This is a genomic window from Altericroceibacterium xinjiangense (assembly GCF_003958635.1).
In the GTDB taxonomy this organism is placed as follows: Bacteria; Pseudomonadota; Alphaproteobacteria; order Sphingomonadales; family Sphingomonadaceae; genus Altericroceibacterium_A; species Altericroceibacterium_A xinjiangense.
Window position 1 is genome coordinate 174,563 of sequence record NZ_RSEK01000004.1, and the last position, 18,272, is coordinate 192,834.

Here is an 18,272-nt window from a genome sequence, read left to right on the forward strand (position 1 = left end):
TAGCGCCCGTTTCGCGCATGACAATCGGCTGATCGGGATCATCGTCTCCAATGGCGCTGCACAGGACAGCTCAGGCGGTTAGGCAACGGTCAACGATCATCCAGGGAACCTCGCGGCGCGCCCGGAGCAGGGGTCAGGAGCTTGCGCCCGCCTGGGGGGTGGAACGGCCCGGAGCGGCGGCTTAGCGCAGCCCGGCCACACGCTGGCTGAAGCGGCCGTTGCGGCGGTACCGAACCATCCAGCGATCAAGAAACAGGCTGAGCGGGCGCGGCGTGATGCCCAGGTCCTGAATGCCCGGGAGCTGCCCGGACGCGACATTGCCGCGCTGAAGCATCGTCCACTGATCGCCGTTCATCGGGCTGCCCGGCAGCTTGGACACGAAGCCTGCGACGGAATCCGACACCCGCACGAAATGGCGCCGGCGCCCCTGCGCCTCCGCGATCCGCTGGTTCAGGTCCCACATGGTCATCGTCTCGGGTCCGGCGATTTCGAATATCTTGCCGCCGTGCTGGCCCGGATCCGACAAGGCACTGGTCACGGCTTCGGCCACATCGTCCACCCATATGGGCTGCAGCTTTGCGTCGGGCGCGAAGACCGGGATCACGGGGTAGGAGCCGATCAGGCCGGCGAACAGGTTGATGAAGTTGTCCTCATCCCCGAACATCGCCGACGGGCGCAGGATCGTCGCCCGGGGGAATGCCGCGCGGACGGCTTCCTCGCCTTCCGCCTTGGTGCGGGCATAGCCGCTGTCCGACTGCGGATCGGCGCCAATCGCCGAAAGATAGACAAACGCGCTCGCCCCTTCGTCCCGGGCTGCCTCGGCGGCCACTTGCGCGGCGTGGTTGTGCAGGGTGCCAAGGTTGCCGGAAAAGCTGCCGACCAGATAAACGGCGGCATCGGCGCCCTGCATGGCGCGGCGCAGGTTTGCTGCGTCGGAGACGTCGCAGCGCAGGAACTGGATCTGGCCCAGCAGGCCCAGCGGCTTCAGCTTGATCGCCCGGTTCGGCTCACGGCTGACGATCCGCAGGCGGGCACCGCGGCGCAGCAGCTCCTGCGCAAGATAGGTGCCGACAAACCCGCTGCCGCCGACAAGGACGACCAGCTTTCCTTCGAGGGGATTCATTTTAGCCATGCTGCACCCGGTTTCGCATCGTGTGGTCGCCATGCCGCAACCCGCCGCGCACCGCAAGCAGCACAAGAATGTGACGAGGCAGTGCACACAGTCGTTGACAAGCGGTCATCCTTTTAGCTATCGGCGCGCCCCTACCCACCGTGCAGCGGACGCTTCACGGTTTTCGTGCCCAGATGGCGGAATTGGTAGACGCACCGTCTTCAGGTGGCGGCGGGGGAAACCCCGTGGAGGTTCGAGTCCTCTTCTGGGCACCATTTTCCAAAGCGCAGAAACGCCGGAGAACCATCGCGAGATGGTCTTCCGAGTGCGGTTGCACCGTCGCTTCCGGACAATCGCACCCGTAGATCGGTGGCACCGGGCCTCGTGACGTAAAGTTCCTCTACTGCATCGGGGTTGGGCGGATCGCGACGGCATGGAGCCGCCAGCCGTTCTGCCAACGGTAAAGCAGATCGAAGGCGACTGCGGTGGGCCGCATTGGAAAGCTTCCGCGCATTCTCAGCAGTCCGCCTTCCACAATCGCCGGCGCAAAATCGTACTGCGGTGCAACCAGCAGCGTATCCGATAGATCGACTCGCTGCGTGCGGATCGGCGCGAACACCTCGGCCAGCCCCGCAGCGGTGTTGCGAGCCTGGAAGTCAGGAGTGCCAAGGTCGCGCAGGACGGAGTAGTTGCCCGTCTTGTTCGCCTGGTCGATGGCGGCCATCGTGCTCCAGAGCAGCTTGAGCGATGTCTTTTCATCAGGTGCCGCAACAGCTGCCTGGGCCGGGGCTTGCGAAAGCGCCGGGAACGCCCATCCCACGGGGGCGGTGAACCACAGGGCGAGCGCGAGAAAGCGGGCCGGGGAAATCCCCGGCCCGCTCTTCTCATTCACCGAACGTCTGCTCACCATGCGGTCTGGAAGCCTGCTCGCGCGCCGATTTCACCGCTGTCGAAACCGACGCCCACACCGGCAGAGACCGAAGACATCGCGCCGACCCTTCCGGCGAACGCTGCAGAGACAGCCGCGCGTTCGTCATAGTAGCCGACACCGCCGGACATCGCGAAATTGGCTCCGGCCGGAATGAACGGCGTGTCCATTGCCAGCGCAAGGGCGACACCCTCATTTGCTTTGCGGATGGAGCGGCGGTTCACATCGGCAAGATCGAACAGTTCTCCGATCTGCCCCTGCATGATGGTCCGATCCGACTGAAGGCTGGCAATCGCGGTTCCTTGCGACGCCATGGTGCCCATCAAGCTCGTATTCCGGCCAAGCGTGCCGCTGTTGTCGACCGTGACGACGGCAAGTTCGCCTTGCTGGGCAGCCGTGCTTCCGACGATGTCTCCGACGGTTACACTTGTCCCGGTGCTTCCCAGCACAACCTGGTTGTCGCGGGTTGCTGTTGCGTTGGCCCCGAGGGCGGTCGAGTTCACGAACGTCTGGGTGTTCGCGCTCGCTCCGATCGCCGTGGAATTCGCTCCGCCTGCAAAGGAGCGCGCACCGACAGCGGTGGTCGAATCGGCCATCGCCATGGCATCTGCGCCCAGTGCCATGGCGGTTACGCCGTTCGCCACCGCACCATCGCCGTTCCCGTTGGCATCGCTGCCCAGTGCAATCGCACCGACGCCGCGTGCCTCGGTATCCGCGCCAAGGGCGATCCCGGCGTTATCGGTCGCGAGCGCGCCGAACGCTCCATTGCTGGTGTCGCCGCCAATCGCGATGCCGCCGACACCTTGTGCGGCCGCTTGTTCACCGATGGCCACGGAGCTGTCCCCGAACCCGCGGGCGTTGTAGCCGAAGGCCGTCGCGGCGGGGGCCGTCGCCATGCTCAGCCCGCCGACCGCGGTCGTATTTTCCCCATTGGCCATGGAATCGGCGCCGGTGGCGATCGCATACTGCCCCATGGCAACCGCTCCGTCGCCGTTTCCGTCAACGTCGCCGCCGACTGCGATGGAGCCGATCCCGCGCGCTTCGGTATCGGCGCCCACGGCAACTGCGTCGTCAGCGGCAGCAAGCGCGCCGTAAGACCCGCCGCTGGTGTCACCGCCGACCGCGACGCTTCCGGAACCAAGGGCACCGGCCTTTTCGCCGACAGCCGTTGAACTGAAGGCGGAAGCAGTCGCGAGATGGCCAAGGGCGTGCGCGCGCTCTCCGGTTGCGCTGGCTTGCCAGCCGAAAGCCGTGGCGGCGAGGTTCGAAGCCGTGCTCTCCCCGCCCACTGCCGTTGTCGAGTTGCCTTGCGCGAAGGAATCCGCACCTATGGCGACAGCATCGACGCCGTTGGCAACGGCTCCGTCTCCGTCGTCATCGGCATCCCCGCCAAGCGCGAGCGCGCCCTCTTGCCGGGCTTCCGTATCGTCTCCAATGGCGATCCCTGCGTCATCCGTGGCGAGTGCACCGTAAGTGCCGCCACTGGTGTTTCCGCCGACAGCGATCCCGCCGTCTCCCAGGGCAGCGGCATCGTTGCCCAGGACGCTCGTTTGTGCAGCGAGGGCTCCTGCGTCGCTGCCTACCGCAGTGGCACCTTCGGCGGTTGCCGTGGCGCCGACGCCGCATTCCAGTGTTTCAGCCCTAGCCGCCGTGTTGCATTCCGGCGTGCTGTCGGCGGAGGCGGGCGAAGCTGCTGCGACAAACCCGAGGGTTGTCGCGGACAAGAGGGTAGCTCGAATCAAATGGCGCTTCACGGTGCATTCCTTCCCATGATCCCGGGCGGATGCCTTGTGGCTCCACCTCGGGTGACTGTCGCATCGTCGGAGCGTCCAGCGGCTCTGACGACATGGGAAGAACTGACAAATGCTAACGTCGGGCACGGGGAAGGGGTGCTCAATCGGCCCGAACAGGTGCGGGTATGGCTCACCGCTCGACCGCTGTCGCAAACGATGCTTGTCCGACTGTCCTAAGCTTCCGCTTCCGGACTGGATTCGCTGCGTTTGCTGTGGCGGAAAGCTGTCGGGTCTGCTCCATACGCCTTGCGGAAAGCGCGGGAGAAATGGCTTCGACTGGCGTAGCCGACCGCCTGCGCTATCGCCTTTATCGGTTGGCGGGTACCTTCAAGCAGGCGGATCGCGTTGTGAAGTCGTACGGCCTGCAGGAACTGCATCGGGCTTTGGCCGATCGCCGCAGCAAAGCGGTGAGTGAACCGGGAGCGGCTCATTCCCGCAAGCTTGGCGAGATCGTCGAGGCTGTGGTTCTTTTGCGGCTCGCGGTACATTGCTTCCAGCGAACGGCAAAGCTCGGGTGTCACAAGGGCTGACCAGAATGGCAACAGGTGTTCCTCGGCGGTGCGGCTTCTTGCAAGGCAGACCAGAATCTGGCGCATGACACCCTCGATGATGCTTTTGCTGCCAACGGAGGGAGACGACAGCTCTGCCAGGACCACCTGCAACAGGAGTGGCAAAGCCTCGTCGGAACAACGCTCCACCAGCGGCCCGAGAAGGTGATCGAAAAGGTTGCGGCCACCGGCGGGAGCAATGCGCAAGGACCCGCATCCAAGAATAAGGTCACCCGGGCTGTCGCAGGCGCGGAACTTCACCAGGCCCGGCAAGAGCGGGCAGCTTCTGTCGGCAGGGATCACGCGGGTGATGGGAGGCTGCCCGCTGATACGCTTCGGGATATTCGCCGGGACGAGGACGATAGCGCCCGGGCCAAGGTCAAGCTTGCCGCCTGCCCATTCTATTGAGCCTTCCCCCTGAAGCACGAAGTGAACGACGACATTGCTGACGGGCGGACAATCCAGACTGTAGCCGTCCTGAATCTCGCAGATCGCGAACGCTTCAAGAGAAACGCCGATCGAGGCGATGCGATCTTCAATCGTGTCCGTCGTTCCGCGTTCGGCGTTCGGGCGCATCGTGTTCTTCACGCTGCTGCCCCAGCAATGCTGCGCAGCAATTGCTCGCTGCTCGGGCGCCTGGTCAGTGTCCGACACGCAGCATCAAGGGCACCGGGCCGTTCTGAAAAGAGCGTCGCAGGGAGCGCTTTCATGGACGGATCGCATGATCCGGGGCTGGCGCATGCGGCACCTTTCGGTGCTTCAGGGGTGTGGCTGACAGCGGCTTGCCAAGGGAGCCTGTTACAACCCTGTCCGGTGCTTTCGACCGCATCCCCAGGGGCCACTTCAAGGATGGTGCCGCCGCCGCAAGTGCGACAGCGGCTTTGCGGTTCAGAACCACTCATCGCCATCCAGAACGCCGTCCCGGCTTTCGTCCCACACGCCGAATTCATCGTCACCGAAAAACTCGTTCATGCCAAGGAAGCCGTCGGCATCGTCATCGAATGCGCCGAACGCGGAAGCGTCATCGTCCCAGCCCACATTTCGCCAGCCGGTCGTGAATTCATTCCGGTCAATCCTGTTATCGCGGTTTGCGTCCCACGTTCCGAAGTTGTTGGTGCGGAAAGCGTCGTATTCGGCGCGCTCGAACAATCCGTCACGATCGGTGTCGAACAGGCCGGCGTTGGTTCCGGAAATCAGGTTGCGGTCCACCATACCGGCGTCGGTCGCGCACCCGGCCAGCAAACCAGCCGAAGCCATGGCGGCAATAAGTATCGTTTTCATATCCTGCTCCTTCGCTATTGAAGCAAAATCCGCTCTGGCCGTGATCTTGAATACGAAAACCCTTCTTGCACCGGCCCTTCAGATCTGCCTGTCAGTTCAGCGCACGCCAGCGGGAGCGGTTCCCGGGATCAGGCCCTAAGGTGCGACGACTATCGGGATGCAAGTTTTGGCTTCTGCGAACCTCACACCAGCTAAATTATACGGATGGCCTCCAGGCCATACGAATTACGCTGCGTGCGAAAGCGCTCGCCGGGATGCTGCGACGAGCGGTTCGTCGTTGCGGGAGAGATTCTCGATGTTCGCTTCATCCACGACCAGGAAGACATCCTGCTCATCGAGGATGCGGCGCGTGTCGGGGTCGAGATCCTCGCCCGGAATCTGCGGGATGAACGTCGCATCCCGGATCATCCCTTCCGTAATCGCGAGCCGCTGGCCCGGGTCGATATCCACCGGGGCTTCCCGGGGATTGTCGATCACCACTGCGAAGAGACGCTGCCCCTGATCCTCGATCCAGAAGCCGCGGTCGGTCGGCACCTCAGGCACTGTTACCCCGGTCAAAACGACCCCGTCATGCCCGATGTGATCGGCAGGAGATCCGAGGATGTCGGCAATGGTGACGGTCGCTTCGGCCGCGACCGGTTCAGGGGCGGTGACAGGATCCGCGCCCGGCGTATTCGCCCCGACGACTTCCGCGTCGGTAAGATCCGGGTCCCCGTCGGTGTCGCTCATCCACCAGATCAACGGGAGGGCGAACACCACGATCAGCAGAAGAATCCACAGCCACTTGGGCTGGCTCTTGCGATCCACGGCCATCATTTTCCTCCTGCTCGATCTGCCTGCGGGACAGCATCCTCTACATTGCAACTGGCGCCCGACGTGGAGGTTCCAGCGCGTACCCCTGCCGTCTCCGGTGGCACCAGTTGGTGCACGGAATGGAACTGAGCCGGGCGCCACCTGTTCATCAACGGTAGCAGCAGGAGTTCGAATGATGTCCAGGGGAAGAGAAGGCTCAAAAAAGGGACCGGGCGTATGGCTCCTCGGCCTGCTTGCCGTGGCGGCTGTGGCAATGTTCCTGTTTTCGATCCTTGGCGGTCCGGATTCCCGCGAGGTGGAAGAGCAACAGGGCTTCGAATCTCATGAGACCGTCGATGCGGTCGTGGGTGCGACAGAGGTGGAAACGCAGCCAGCCGTGGGGGACGAAACCCCTCTGGCGGAACAGTAATTCAGAAAGAAGCGAGCCGGTTATGAAGAAGCCTGTTGTGATCAGCATCGTCGCCTGCGCCATGCTGGCAGCGTGCGAGAGCGAGCCGCAAGTCGTGGCGGTCGAGGGAGTGGAGCAGAGCGAGGTCGACTACTCCGTCGCCGACAACCAGGACGAGCTTTCGCGCTGGGATGTCGACGCGGACGGGCAGCTTAGCCAGACCGAATATGGCAGCGTCGGCTCCCTCGCCGGGCATGCCTGGAATACGGATGATAATCCGGGGCTGGGGCCGGAGGAGTTCGCGAGCGGCTGGACGAGGGTCGGGTGGACCAATCCTCAGGCAGCGTTCGCGGCTTTCGACGATGACGGCGACGGCATTCTTCAGGCAGCTGAGCTTTTCGACCAGGAAGAATGGACCGAGTGGGACACCGACAGCAGCGGAAAGCTGGAGTTCGGGGAATTCAGCTACTACGCCCAGTAGGCGGCTGATCGTTCCTCCGCCGCAAGCAGCGGCAAGAGGGGAACCGCACCCAACCGCGCAACAGGACTGGCGGCCCTGATCCGGGCGGCAGCGTTCCGGCTAGAAGGTGTCCTGCGCTAAAAGGCCGAGGTCGGAGAGGACGGCGGCCAGGGCCTGGTCCAGATGGATCGCACACAGGTTCAGATCCAGTTCCTCTGCGCTCTTCAGGGCTTGATCCAGCAAGCGGCGAAGCTCCAGCGCCCGTGGGTCCAGCTGCTCGGCGGGAATGGGGCTGTCGAATTGCACCCCTGAAATCCTGCCATTTCCCCAGCGCACGCGGCCGGTCACCTTCAGCTTGCCGATCTCCACGGTCACGGCCTCATCGGCGGCATAAGCCGCGCCCCCGAGATTGCTGATCTGACATCCTCCCGAAGACAGATCGATCATGAGCCCTTCGGCGGTGCGCCCGCCGGATCCCTTGATCCGGACAACTTGCCGCATGGCATATCGCTCATGAGCCCGAGCCAGAGTTGCCGTCATGGCCTTCTGCCCTTTCCTAGCTGAGTTGAGTGAACCGGCGGACGAGCTCCGGTACCCGATTTGCCGGCTCGGCCTTGGAGAACAGGAAACCCTGGCCGAAATCACAGCTGGCTTTCAGCAGGCAAGCGGCCTGGGCGTCGGTTTCGATCCCCTCGGCTACAACCTTGATCCCCAGGCTGCGCCCAAGATGGATGACGGCCCGAATGATGGCATCGTTGTCGGTATCGCTTTCGATCCCCTGCACGAAGCTGCGGTCGATCTTGATGGTGTCCACCGGGAATTTCTTCAGGTGGGCGAGCGAGGCATAACCGGTTCCGAAATCGTCGAGCGCCACGCGGACGCCCGCGTTCCCCAACTGCGCGAGAGAGCGGTGAACGTACTCCGCCCCCGGACCCAGGAACACGGATTCCGTGACTTCGAGCTGGAAATGATGCGGCGGAATATCCGCCTTGGCCAACCGGTCGAGCACGCGTTCGGCGAATTTGTCGTTCCGAAACTCCGCGGCAGAAGCATTTACCGCGACGTGATGGAACTCGATACCCTGATCCAGCCAGCTGCGCATGTCGGAAATCGTGCGCTCGATGATCCGGTCGCTGATCGCGGCGGCAAGGTCGGCATCCTCGAACGCGGCTTCGATGGAAGCGGGATAATTGAGTTCGCCATAGGGAGTACGCCACCGAAGCAGGGCCTCGAAACCCACGATCGACCTGTTGAGAAGGCCAAGCTTCGGCTGGTAATAGGGAACTACCCGGTTGTCCCGCAAGGCGTCGCGCGCCAGCTGGAGCATGGCCCCGCGCTGCAGGATGGCTGTCTCCATCTGCGGCGCAAACAGCGCCGAAGTGGCCCGCCCATTCGATTTCGCAGCATAGAGCGCTATGTCCGCACTCTTCAGCAGCGTTTCCGCGTCGGCCCCGAACTTGGGGAAAACGGTTGCGCCAACGCTGGCGCGGCAGTGCAGGACATGCCCCTTGCAGACGAAGGGTTCCTGCAAGCGGTCGAGGATCGACCTGGATAGCCGGGAGAGGTTCTCTTCGCTGCCGACTCCGGGCAGGATCAGCGCAAACTCATCGCCTCCCAGTCGGGCGACGGTATCGCCTTCGCGTACCGTGCTCTGCAGGCGGCAGGCCAGCATCTTGAGCAGTTCGTCGCCAGCATCGTGGCCGTGCGTATCGTTGATCTTCTTGAAATGGTCGAGGTCGAGCAGCAAAAGCCCCAGGCATTCGCCCGCATCGGCGGCGTGCCGTATCGCCTCGTCCAGCTTGTCCTGCAACAGGCGGCGGTTCGCCAGCCCGGTCAGGGCGTCGTGGGATGCGATCCAGCGAATCCGCTCCTCGGCGGTCTTTTCATCGGTGACATCGCGGAAGGTCACGATGATCCTCCCCATGTCCCTTCCCGCGTCCCGTGTCTTCCACCCGTTCATGGTTACCCAGCGTTCCGCCCCGTCGCTGGCGCGGCTGATCCGGACCGAGGATTCAAGCTTCATCGCCTTCCGGCTTTCGAGCGTCTTTTGAAGGAGCTGGGTGAAAACGTCCCGGTCGTCCTGATGAACACGCTCCAGCGCAGCTGCCCGGGAAGGCCGGACAGTGTCGGAAATCCCCAGGATCTCCCTTAGCCTTCCCGACCAGTTCCGGCTTTGAGTGGCGGCATCGTAGTCCCAGATCCCCAGCCCTGCCGCTTCTGCAGCCAGGCGGAAGCGTTCTTCGCTCTCGCGCAGGGCTTCCTCGGCCCGCTTGCGATCGGTGATGTCGAGGTGGGCGCCGATCGCGCGGATCATCTCGCCGTTTTCATCGCGCACCACCTTGGTCCGGCTGGCGATCCAGCGCGTCTCCCCGGTGTCCGCGCGGATCATGCGAAACTCGCACTCGTATCCGTCGGTTTCCTTGAGGCCTTGCAGGACTTCGGCCTTGATCCGCTTCTGATCCAGCGGGTGGACCAGCTGGAGGGATTCCTCGGCAGTCATCGTCTTCTTGTCGACGGGCAGGCCGACTTGCCGGAAGAACAGTTCGGAACAGGTCGAGATGCCGTCCGGCCTTGTCTCGAAATCGGCCAGGCCGGTCGTCTCGTACAGCAGGCGAAGGCGTTCTTCGCTTCGCCGCAAGGCCTCTTCAGCCTCCTTCTTTTCCGTCACGTCCCGCGAGATGCAGAGATGGGCTTTCGATCCATCGGCCATGCGGAAGGGCACTGACTGGGCTTCCACGTGGCGCTGGCGGCCTTTCAGCCCCACCAGCTTGAAACTCCAGGTAACCGCCTCACCGGCCAGAACGCGCGCATGCGTCTCCCGGCAAAGCGGCATGTATTCGGACACGATCGCCTCGTACCCCGGCGTCGATACGCTCGCGATGCTCGGCGCCTGCAAAAGCTCAAGACCGCAGGGGTTTATGTGAACCAGTTGCCCATCGGCATCGAAAATCTTCACGCAGTTCGGGATCGCGTCGATGATGGCGCGGAACTGCGTCTCGCCCTGACGAAGCCGCTCCTCCAGCTGCACTTGCTCGTGTACGTCTTCGCACAATCCATACCAGCGAACGATTTCCCCGGTTTCACTCCACTTGGGTGCGGCGCGTGTCCGGAACCAGCGCCAGGAACGGTCCCGCATCCGAAAACGCGCGCGGCTCTCCAGAGGCTCACCGCTGCGCATGCAAGCGGACCAGATCTCCCCCAGCGATGCCCGGTCCTCCGGGTGGACCAGTTCGGACCAGCGGTTGGACGCGAGAACTTCCATGGGAATGCCGGTCAGGCGAACCAGCCGGGGAGAAACTGTTTGCGGTATTCCGTCAGGATTGGTCGTCCAGGGAATCTGCGGATTCAGCTCGACGGTAAGGCGGTAGTGCTCTTCGCTTTCCTGAAGCGCCGTCTCCGCTGCGACTTGCGTGGATACGTCCTCGCTCGTCGCGATCAGGTAACGATCGGGCGTGAGGGTATGGCGCAGCTGGTGGGTCTCGCCCCCGTTCGAGAACAGGAGGCGGCCGCCTACGCCCAATTGAGTCCAGAGCTCTTCTTCAACCTCGGAGACGGTCTTGCCGGGGTGGCGTCCGGCGGCGACACTCCGTTCAAGCAACTCGCGCCCGGTCATGCCGGGGCGCACCTCGTCCGGATCCAGGCCGAGAACCTCGGCATAGCGGCAATTGACCACCACTATGCGCCCGTCGGGGTCGAACATGCACAAGCCTTGGTGCATCTGGTCCAGCGCTTTGCGGTACAAGGTCAGCTCGGCACGCAGAGCCTCGATCTCTGCTTCCTGATCGGGTATCTGATAGGCCTGAGACGCCACGCTTTCTCGTCCTTCCTGCCGATTTGCCAGACCACCGGATCAGCGAACGCTTCGTGCCGATCGGCCGTTGGAGGACACCGGATGAAAAAGCCCCAACGCACATTCCTTATAGTCTCCCGGAAAGGCGCTGCCTCTCCGGGAGACTACTCAACTGTCTGTTATTCTGGCGAACCGGCCATGCGCGCCTCGGCTTCCGGCAGCCCGCCAGCGGGCTGATCTTCAACCAAGGTCCTGAACCCGTCTGCAGAACCCGAGCACGTCCCGGTTCCCGCAGCGCGCGGGCGGCCGATCCGGCGCGCTTTGGCCACGCGGTATCGGGATTTCCGTTTCAGGAACGAAGCATCAGGAACGAAGCCACGACGGCCTCGGTTGAGGGGCAGATCCGCCCATCCCCTAAGTCCGCCTGAAGGAAGTAGCCATGGCCGTCAAACTGAAGCCGCTAGCCGAACAAGTCGTTGTCGTCATTGGCGCCGCGAGCGGCATCGGGCGGGAAACCGCGCTGCGCTTCGGCGAGGCGGGGGCGAGCGTCCTAGTCGCGGCCCGGGACGAAGACGCCTTGCGTTCGCTTGTCGCGGAAATCGAGCGCGCGGGCGGTCAGGCCGCGCACGCGGTGTGCGATGTAGCCGACTTCGCCCAAGTCGAAGCAGTCGCGAGGCTGGCGGAAGAGCGTTTCGGGCGCGTCGATACATGGGTCAACGACGCCGCGGTCGCGGTCTATGCCAGGTTCTGGGACACGAAGCCGGACGAATTCCGGCGTGTGATGGACGTGAATTACATGGGGCAGATCCACGGCACGCTCGCCGCGTTGCCGCTGCTGCGTCGCCAGGGCGGGGCACTGATCGCGATTTCCTCGGTCGAAAGCATGGTCTCCCTCCCGCTGCACAGCGCCTATGCGGCATCGAAGCACGCAGTCGAGGGAGCGATGGACGCGCTGCGGAGGGAAATCATGGCCGAAGGCTGGCCGGTTTCGGTCACCAGCGTGAAGCCGGCCACGATCGACACGCCCCTGTTCCCCAACTCGCGCAACACGATGGACGTGAAGCCCAAGGGGCCGCCGCCTTATTACGATCCGGCCGTGGTGGCCGACTGCGTCCTCTATGCCGCCCAGCACCCGGTACGGGACATGTATGCGGGCGGCGCGGCGCGGATGATGGTGGCCAACCAGCATCTGGCGCCCGGATTGATGGACCAGGCGCTGTCCCGGTTCGGCATCCCGGCATCGCGGACCGAGCAGCCGGATCCCGGCGGCAGCGAAGGCAATCTCCAGGCGCCCAGCGGCGACAGCCGCCGCAGCGGCGGCTTGCCGCGCGGCGGGCGGAGGTTCAGCCTCTACACGTGGATGGAGACGCACCCGGGCGCGGCGAAGGTTGTGGCCGGCGGCGCGCTGGCCGGGGCCCTGCTGCTGAACCGGCGCAGGGATGGCGAATAGATGCAGGTCCCGTCCTCATGATCGCGTTTCTCGATTTCGAAGCCTCATCCTTGTCCGATGACAGCTATCCCGTGGAAGTGGGCTGGGTGTTCGAGGACGGACGCAGCGAAGCCTACCTGATCCGACCCGCGCCGGAGTGGACCGAATGGGATCCGCAGGCGGAGGCGATCCACGGCATCTCGCGGGCGGACCTGCTGGAGAACGGCACTGCGCACGACACGGTGGCGCAGCGGATGGTCGAAGCACTGACCGGGCACGACTTGTGCGCCAGCGCGCCGTCATGGGACGGCAAGTGGCTGAGCGCGCTGCTGCGCGCGGCCGGTCTTCCCCGCCGGGCTCTGCGGCTGCGCGACACGGATGAAGTGCTGCGCGAAACCGCCAGCGCGATCCTGGTCCCTTCCATGGCGGGCGCCCAACTCGGTCCGGTGGTGGAGGATCTGATTGCCCGGCAAGCGGCGGCGGCGGCGGACGACGGCCCGCCCGCACACCGTGCGCTGGCCGATGCGGAGCACGAACGCCGGCGCTGGCTGAAGATACGGGGCGCGGCACGATCCATGGTGACAGCGATCGGCTGACGGCAAAAAGCCTGTCCGCTCGCCCGGGCCGGAACGCTTGGGCTTCACCTGCGCTTATCCGGCAGCGGGTGCAGGGGAGCTGTTGAATGAACGTGATCGCCTTGGGCACCCTTGGGGGGATGGCGACCGCGCTCGCGACTTTCATTGGTGCCTTGCCGGTGTTGTTCGCCAATCCCGCGTCCGAACGCTACAGCAACGCGATGCTCGGCTTTGCCGCGGGGGTCATGATCTCCGCGTCGTATCTGTCGCTGATCGTCCCGGCCGCGGACATCGCACAGGCAAATGGGCACGGTTCGGGTTTCGCCGCCTTCATCGTCGCGCTGGCGGTAGTGGCGGGTGCAGCGACGCTGGACTTGCTGCGCCGGTGGGACCCTGTCGCTGCCCCGGCTATTGGCAACGGAACCGCCTCGGCCGAACGCCGCCGGCGGGTCTGGCTGCTGCTGCTGGCGATGACCGCCCACAACTTTCCCGAAGGCGCGGCGGTTGGGGTCAGCTTCGGCTCCGGCGACCTGAAGATCGGCCTTGGCACCACGATCGGGATCGGGATCCAGAACCTGCCCGAAGGCCTCGCGGTGGCGGCGTCCCTGCTGACGGTCGGCACCAGGCGGTGGACAGCGGTGCTGATTGGCGGAGCAACCGGCCTGGCCGAACCGGTCGGAGCCCTGGTCGGCGTCACGCTCGTCTCGGCGGTCGAAGGCTTGCTGCCGGCGGGAATGGGATGGGCGGCGGGCGCGATGCTCTACATCTGCGCCTCCGAACTTATCCCGGCGGTTCACCGCGACAAGGGAGATGCCGGGCTTGCGATCTGGTCAACCATGGGCGGGATCGTCCTGATGCTGCTGCTCGACATCGGGCTGGGATAAGTCCGCAGCCTGACAAGCGAATTGCCCCTTTGTGACACCGATGGACGAGCGTTCGGCCTTTGTGGTGCAAAAACGAGACGAACTGTGGAAAGATAACCAGATGCCCTTCGTTCTCCGGTGGTTACTTAAAAGAAATCCGGAGAAATACGTATGTTCATGCACGCCAAGGAATTGCAATTCAACGCCAGGGTCTCGGAACCCGATCCGCGTTTCGCCAGCATGCTGCTCGATCAGTTCGGCGGACCGAACGGAGAGCTCAAGGCGGCGATGCAATACTTCACGCAGGCTTTCGCCGCGCGCCAGACGCACCCGGAAAAGTACGACATGCTGATGGACATCGCGACCGAGGAGCTGAGCCACCTCGAAATCGTCGGCGCGACCATCACCATGCTGCTCGACGGCGTGAATGCCGAAATGAAGGAAGCGGGCGAGGCCAAGAACTGGATGGACCTGCTGCGTGGCGGCACCGAGAAGGAAGAAATGATCCACATGGCGATGACCAACCCGTCATTCCTTACGGAAAGCCGGGGCGGTCCGCGCCTGACCGACGTGAACGGGGTTCCCTGGACCAGCGCCTACGTCAACGCCAACGGGGATCTCACCGTTGACCTGCGGTCCGACATCGCCGCGGAATCGCGCGCCAAGATCGTGTATGAAAACCTGATCCAGTTCACCGACGATCCTTACGTGAAGGAAACGCTCGGCTTCCTGATGACGCGCGAAGTCGCCCACTTCCAGATGTTCGCCGCGGCGCTCGAAACGATCCCGCAGAACTTCCCGCCGGGCGCGCTTCAGGCCGATCCGCGTTACAGCCATGCCTATTACAACATGTCCGACGGCGCCGATGCCCGCGGTCCGTGGAACGAAGGCCAGGGCCCGTGGCCGGCTGGCGAGCACTGGGAATACATCCAGACCCCGCATGCCCATGTCGTCGAGACCTCCGGCGAAATCAACAAGCCGGTGGTCGGCACCAGCACCACGATGGAGCAGGCGCAGAAGGCCGGCAAGGAACTCGGCAAGACGCGCAAGGAAGAAGCGCTCGCCAAGATCGGCACCGGGACCAACCAGTGGTCAAGCTATCCGCAGACGGAGCTGCCCCATCCGGGCAAGGCGCAGCAGAAGGCCGGACCCAACCCGACCGGATCGTAATCTCCGTTCGGCAGAAAAAGGCCCGCGGGACATTCGTCCCGCGGGCCTTTTCGCGTCTGCAGATTGCGCGTTCGCAGATCAATCCGGGCCGAGCATGTCCTCCGGACGGACGACGCGGTCGTATTCCTCGCCCGTCACGGCCCCGCTGGCGATCGCCGCCTCGCGCAAGGTAGTGCCTTCCTTGTGGGCCGACTTGGCGATCGCGGCTGCCTTGTCGTACCCGATCGTGGGCGCAAGCGCAGTGACCAGCATCAGCGAGTTTTCCAGCCCGCGCTGGATATTCTCCCGCCGCGGTTCCAGCCCGCGCAGCAGGTTGTCGGTGAAGCTGCGGGCTGCATCGCCGATCAGCCGGACCGACTGCAGGAAGTTGTAGGCCATCACCGGCCGATAGACGTTCAGTTCGAAATGCCCCTGGCTGTCGGCGAACGTCAGCGCCGCGTGGTTGCCGAACACTTGCGTGCAGACCTGCGTCATGGCTTCGCACTGGGTCGGGTTGACCTTGCCGGGCATGATCGAGCTGCCCGGCTCGTTCTCCGGCAGCGCCAGCTCTCCCAGGCCGGAACGCGGCCCGGAGCCGAGAAAGCGAATGTCGTTGGCGATCTTGTAGAGCGATGCCGCCAGCGTGTTCAGCGCGCCGTGGCAGAACAGCAGCGCGTCCTGCCCGCCCAGTGCCTCAAACTTGTTGGGTGCACTGGTGAAGGGCAGGCCGGTAGCTTCTGCGATTTCGCGCGCGACTCCATCGGCAAATCCCTTGGGAGCGTTCAGCCCCGTGCCGACGGCGGTGCCGCCCTGCGCCAGCTGGTAAATGCCGGGCAGGGTCATCTTCAGCCGCTCGATGCCGTTGTAGATCTGGGTCGCGTAACCGGAAAATTCCTGTCCCAGCGTCAGCGGGGTGGCGTCCTGCGTGTGGGTGCGGCCGATCTTGACGATGTCCTTCCACGCCTTTGCCTTGGCGGAAAGCTCATCCGCCAGTTCGCGCAGGGCGGGCATCAGATCGTGCTCCACCTGCATCGCGGCCGCAATGTTGATCGCGCTGGGAAAGGTGTCGTTGGACGACTGGCTCTGGTTCACGTGATCGTTGGGGTGGACCGGGGACTTCGCGCCGAGTTCTCCGCCCAGCATCTGGTTGGCGCGGTTGGCGATCACTTCGTTGGCGTTCATGTTGCTCTGGGTGCCGGACCCGGTCTGCCACACCACCAGCGGAAACTCGGCATCCAGCTTGCCAGAAAGCACTTCGCCCGCCGCCTGCTCGATCGCGTCGGCCAGCTTCTGGTCCAGCAGGCCGAGCCGGCAGTTGGTCCGGGCTGCGGCGCGCTTGATCACGCCCAGTGCACGGATAACGGGGATCGGCATCCGCTCCCCGCCGATGCGGAAGTTCTCCAACGATCGCTGGGTCTGCGCGCCCCACAGCCGGTCGGCGGGGACGGCGACCTGACCCATGGTGTCGCTTTCCATCCTGGTTTCGCTCATTGCTGGTTCCCTTGCAGTGTTCGGATGGGAACGCCTTGCGACGCTTCGCGTCAAAAGTCATCCATCCTTGTTTTCGCCCGCCCTTGTCTTGCCGCGTTCATGGGTGCAGTTTCAACTGATACCAGAACACGTCGGAGAGGAACGACCATGCGCCAGATCGACCACCTGATCGCCGGAGGCGGCGGAGGAAAGGCGGCCCGGCTGGGCGACGTGTACGATCCCAACCGAGGCACGGTGCAGGCGCAGGTTGCGCTGGGCGGCAAGGCAGAGCTGGACGGCGCCGTGGAAGCGGCAAAAGCCGCCCAGCCCGGTTGGGCCGCTACCAACCCGCAGCGCCGCGCGCGGGTGCTGTTCCGCTTTCGCGAACTGGTCGAAGCGAACATGGATGATCTGGCCCGCTTGCTTTCCAGCGAGCATGGCAAGGTGCTGGCCGATGCGCGCGGCGACGTGCAGCGCGGACTGGACGTGATCGAATTCGCCTGCGGCATCCCGCATGCGCTGAAGGGCGAACACACCCAAGGCGCTGGCCCGGGGATCGACGTGTACTCGATGCGCCAGCCGATCGGGATCGGCGCGGGGATTACCCCGTTCAACTTCCCGGCGATGATCCCGATGTGGATGTTCGGCGTCGCGGTTGCGGCGGGCAACGCCTTCATCCTCAAGCCATCGGAACGCGATCCCTCCGTGCCCGTGCGGCTGGCCGAATTGCTGCTGGAAGCGGGCGCGCCCGAAGGAATCCTGCAAGTCGTCCACGGCGACAAGGAGATGGTCGACGCGATCCTCGATCACCCGGACATCGCCGGCATCAGCTTCGTCGGATCGTCCGACATCGCGCAGTATGTCTATTCCCGCGGGGTCGCGAACGGCAAGCGAGTGCAGGCGATGGGCGGGGCGAAGAACCACGGCATCGTGATGCCGGATGCCGACATGGACATGGTGGTGAACGATCTTGCGGGCGCGGCATTCGGATCGGCGGGGGAGCGCTGCATGGCGCTGCCGGTGGTGGTCCCGGTGGGAGAAGACACCGCACAGCGCCTGCGCGACAAGCTGATCCCGGCGATTCAGGCCCTGCGGGTCGGCCTTTCGACCGATGAGGACGCGCACTACGGTCCGGTGATCAACGCCGCGCACAAGGCCCGCGTCGAAAACTGGATCGCCAAGGCGCAGGCCGAAGGGGGCGAGATCGTCATCGACGGGCGCGGTTTCTCTCTTCAGGGGCATGAGCAAGGGTACTTCGTCGGCCCCACCCTGATCGACCACGTAACGCCGGACATGGAAAGCTACCGGGAGGAGATATTCGGCCCGGTCCTGCAGATCGTGCGGGCGAAGGATTTCGAGGAAGCCGTCGCGTTGCCGTCAAAGCACCAGTACGGCAACGGCGTGGCGATCTTCACCCGCAACGGCCACGCGGCGCGCGAATTCGCTGCCCGGGTGAATGTCGGAATGGTGGGGATCAACGTTCCGATCCCGGTGCCGGTGGCGTATCATTCGTTCGGCGGGTGGAAGCGTTCGGCCTTCGGGGACACCAATCAGCACGGGATGGAAGGGGTGCGTTTCTGGACCAAGGTCAAGACAGTCACGCAGCGCTGGCCGGACGGCTCCGTCACCGGAGAAAACGCGTTCGTCATCCCGACGATGGGATAAGGAAACTCA

16 protein-coding genes and 1 tRNA gene are annotated in these 18,272 nt (G+C 64.3%); 8 read left to right on the forward strand and 9 right to left on the reverse strand.

Features of this window, described 5'->3' with window-relative positions; genetic code table 11:
- Positions 1 to 181 precede the first annotated feature (181 nt).
- Positions 182 to 1,123, reverse strand: coding sequence for a complex I NDUFA9 subunit family protein (locus tag ELY13_RS06395; RefSeq protein WP_241233570.1), 942 nt, complete (start codon positions 1,121 to 1,123; stop codon positions 182 to 184).
- 176 nt (positions 1,124 to 1,299) lie between these two features.
- On the opposite strand from ELY13_RS06395, the gene ELY13_RS06400 reads away from it, so the two are divergent.
- Positions 1,300 to 1,386, forward strand: a tRNA-Leu gene (locus ELY13_RS06400).
- A gap of 125 nt (positions 1,387 to 1,511) precedes the next feature.
- On the opposite strand, the gene ELY13_RS06405 is transcribed toward ELY13_RS06400, so the two are convergent.
- From ELY13_RS06405 to ELY13_RS06425, 5 genes are all read right to left on the reverse strand, one after another.
- Positions 1,512 to 2,003, reverse strand: coding sequence for a hypothetical protein (locus ELY13_RS06405; protein WP_126173057.1), 492 nt, complete (start codon positions 2,001 to 2,003; stop codon positions 1,512 to 1,514).
- An 11-nt stretch (positions 2,004 to 2,014) separates the two neighbouring features.
- Entirely contained in the window at positions 2,015 to 3,763 is a 1,749-nt protein-coding gene (locus ELY13_RS06410; protein ID WP_164549717.1) for a hypothetical protein, read from the reverse strand.
- Positions 3,764 to 4,005: 242 nt separating this feature from the next.
- Positions 4,006 to 5,034, reverse strand: a complete 1,029-nt coding sequence (locus tag ELY13_RS06415) for a helix-turn-helix domain-containing protein (protein ID WP_126173059.1) — start codon at positions 5,032 to 5,034, stop codon at positions 4,006 to 4,008.
- A gap of 234 nt (positions 5,035 to 5,268) precedes the next feature.
- Positions 5,269 to 5,661 (reverse strand): EF-hand domain-containing protein, encoded by a 393-nt coding sequence (locus tag ELY13_RS06420; RefSeq protein ID WP_126173060.1) that lies wholly within the window; start codon positions 5,659 to 5,661, stop codon positions 5,269 to 5,271.
- Between the two features lie 225 nt (positions 5,662 to 5,886).
- On the reverse strand, positions 5,887 to 6,474 hold the full coding sequence (locus ELY13_RS06425) for a hypothetical protein (protein ID WP_126173061.1): 588 nt from the start codon (positions 6,472 to 6,474) through the stop codon (positions 5,887 to 5,889).
- A 175-nt stretch (positions 6,475 to 6,649) separates the two neighbouring features.
- Between ELY13_RS06425 and ELY13_RS06430 the strand changes: the two genes are divergently transcribed.
- Together ELY13_RS06430 and ELY13_RS06435 are read left to right on the forward strand one after the other, a co-directional pair.
- On the forward strand, positions 6,650 to 6,883 hold the full coding sequence (locus tag ELY13_RS06430; protein ID WP_126173062.1) for a hypothetical protein: 234 nt from the start codon (positions 6,650 to 6,652) through the stop codon (positions 6,881 to 6,883).
- 22 nt (positions 6,884 to 6,905) lie between these two features.
- On the forward strand, positions 6,906 to 7,343 hold the full coding sequence (locus ELY13_RS06435; protein ID WP_164549718.1) for an EF-hand domain-containing protein: 438 nt from the start codon (positions 6,906 to 6,908) through the stop codon (positions 7,341 to 7,343).
- Positions 7,344 to 7,442: 99 nt separating this feature from the next.
- Here the strand turns inward: ELY13_RS06435 and ELY13_RS06440 are convergent, their stop codons facing one another.
- Together ELY13_RS06440 and ELY13_RS06445 are read right to left on the reverse strand one after the other, a co-directional pair.
- The gene (locus ELY13_RS06440) at positions 7,443 to 7,862 is read right to left on the reverse strand and encodes a PilZ domain-containing protein (protein WP_126173064.1); all 420 of its coding nucleotides are present in this window, start codon (positions 7,860 to 7,862) and stop codon (positions 7,443 to 7,445) included.
- Between the two features lie 16 nt (positions 7,863 to 7,878).
- Positions 7,879 to 11,133, reverse strand: a complete 3,255-nt coding sequence (locus tag ELY13_RS06445) for an EAL domain-containing protein (protein ID WP_126173065.1) — start codon at positions 11,131 to 11,133, stop codon at positions 7,879 to 7,881.
- Positions 11,134 to 11,551: 418 nt separating this feature from the next.
- Between ELY13_RS06445 and ELY13_RS06450 the strand changes: the two genes are divergently transcribed.
- The 4 genes from ELY13_RS06450 (at position 11,552) to ELY13_RS06465 (ending at position 15,149) form a co-directional block, all read left to right on the forward strand.
- Complete coding sequence (locus tag ELY13_RS06450; RefSeq protein ID WP_126173066.1) at positions 11,552 to 12,562, forward strand: SDR family oxidoreductase; 1,011 nt, start codon at positions 11,552 to 11,554, stop codon at positions 12,560 to 12,562.
- Between the two features lie 17 nt (positions 12,563 to 12,579).
- On the forward strand, positions 12,580 to 13,137 hold the full coding sequence (locus tag ELY13_RS06455) for a 3'-5' exonuclease (RefSeq protein WP_126173067.1): 558 nt from the start codon (positions 12,580 to 12,582) through the stop codon (positions 13,135 to 13,137).
- A gap of 86 nt (positions 13,138 to 13,223) precedes the next feature.
- The gene (locus ELY13_RS06460; protein ID WP_126173068.1) at positions 13,224 to 14,000 is read left to right on the forward strand and encodes a ZIP family metal transporter; all 777 of its coding nucleotides are present in this window, start codon (positions 13,224 to 13,226) and stop codon (positions 13,998 to 14,000) included.
- Between the two features lie 150 nt (positions 14,001 to 14,150).
- Positions 14,151 to 15,149 carry a manganese catalase family protein gene (locus ELY13_RS06465; protein ID WP_126173069.1) on the forward strand — a complete coding sequence of 333 codons (999 nt, stop codon included), beginning with the start codon at positions 14,151 to 14,153 and terminating at the stop codon, positions 15,147 to 15,149.
- 78 nt (positions 15,150 to 15,227) lie between these two features.
- Here ELY13_RS06465 and fumC read toward each other — a convergent pair whose 3' ends face one another.
- Positions 15,228 to 16,619, reverse strand: a complete 1,392-nt coding sequence (gene fumC, locus ELY13_RS06470; RefSeq protein ID WP_126173070.1) for a class II fumarate hydratase — start codon at positions 16,617 to 16,619, stop codon at positions 15,228 to 15,230.
- Between the two features lie 147 nt (positions 16,620 to 16,766).
- On the opposite strand from fumC, the gene ELY13_RS06475 reads away from it, so the two are divergent.
- Positions 16,767 to 18,263 (forward strand): CoA-acylating methylmalonate-semialdehyde dehydrogenase, encoded by a 1,497-nt coding sequence (locus tag ELY13_RS06475; protein WP_126173071.1) that lies wholly within the window; start codon positions 16,767 to 16,769, stop codon positions 18,261 to 18,263.
- Positions 18,264 to 18,272: the final 9 nt, after the last annotated feature.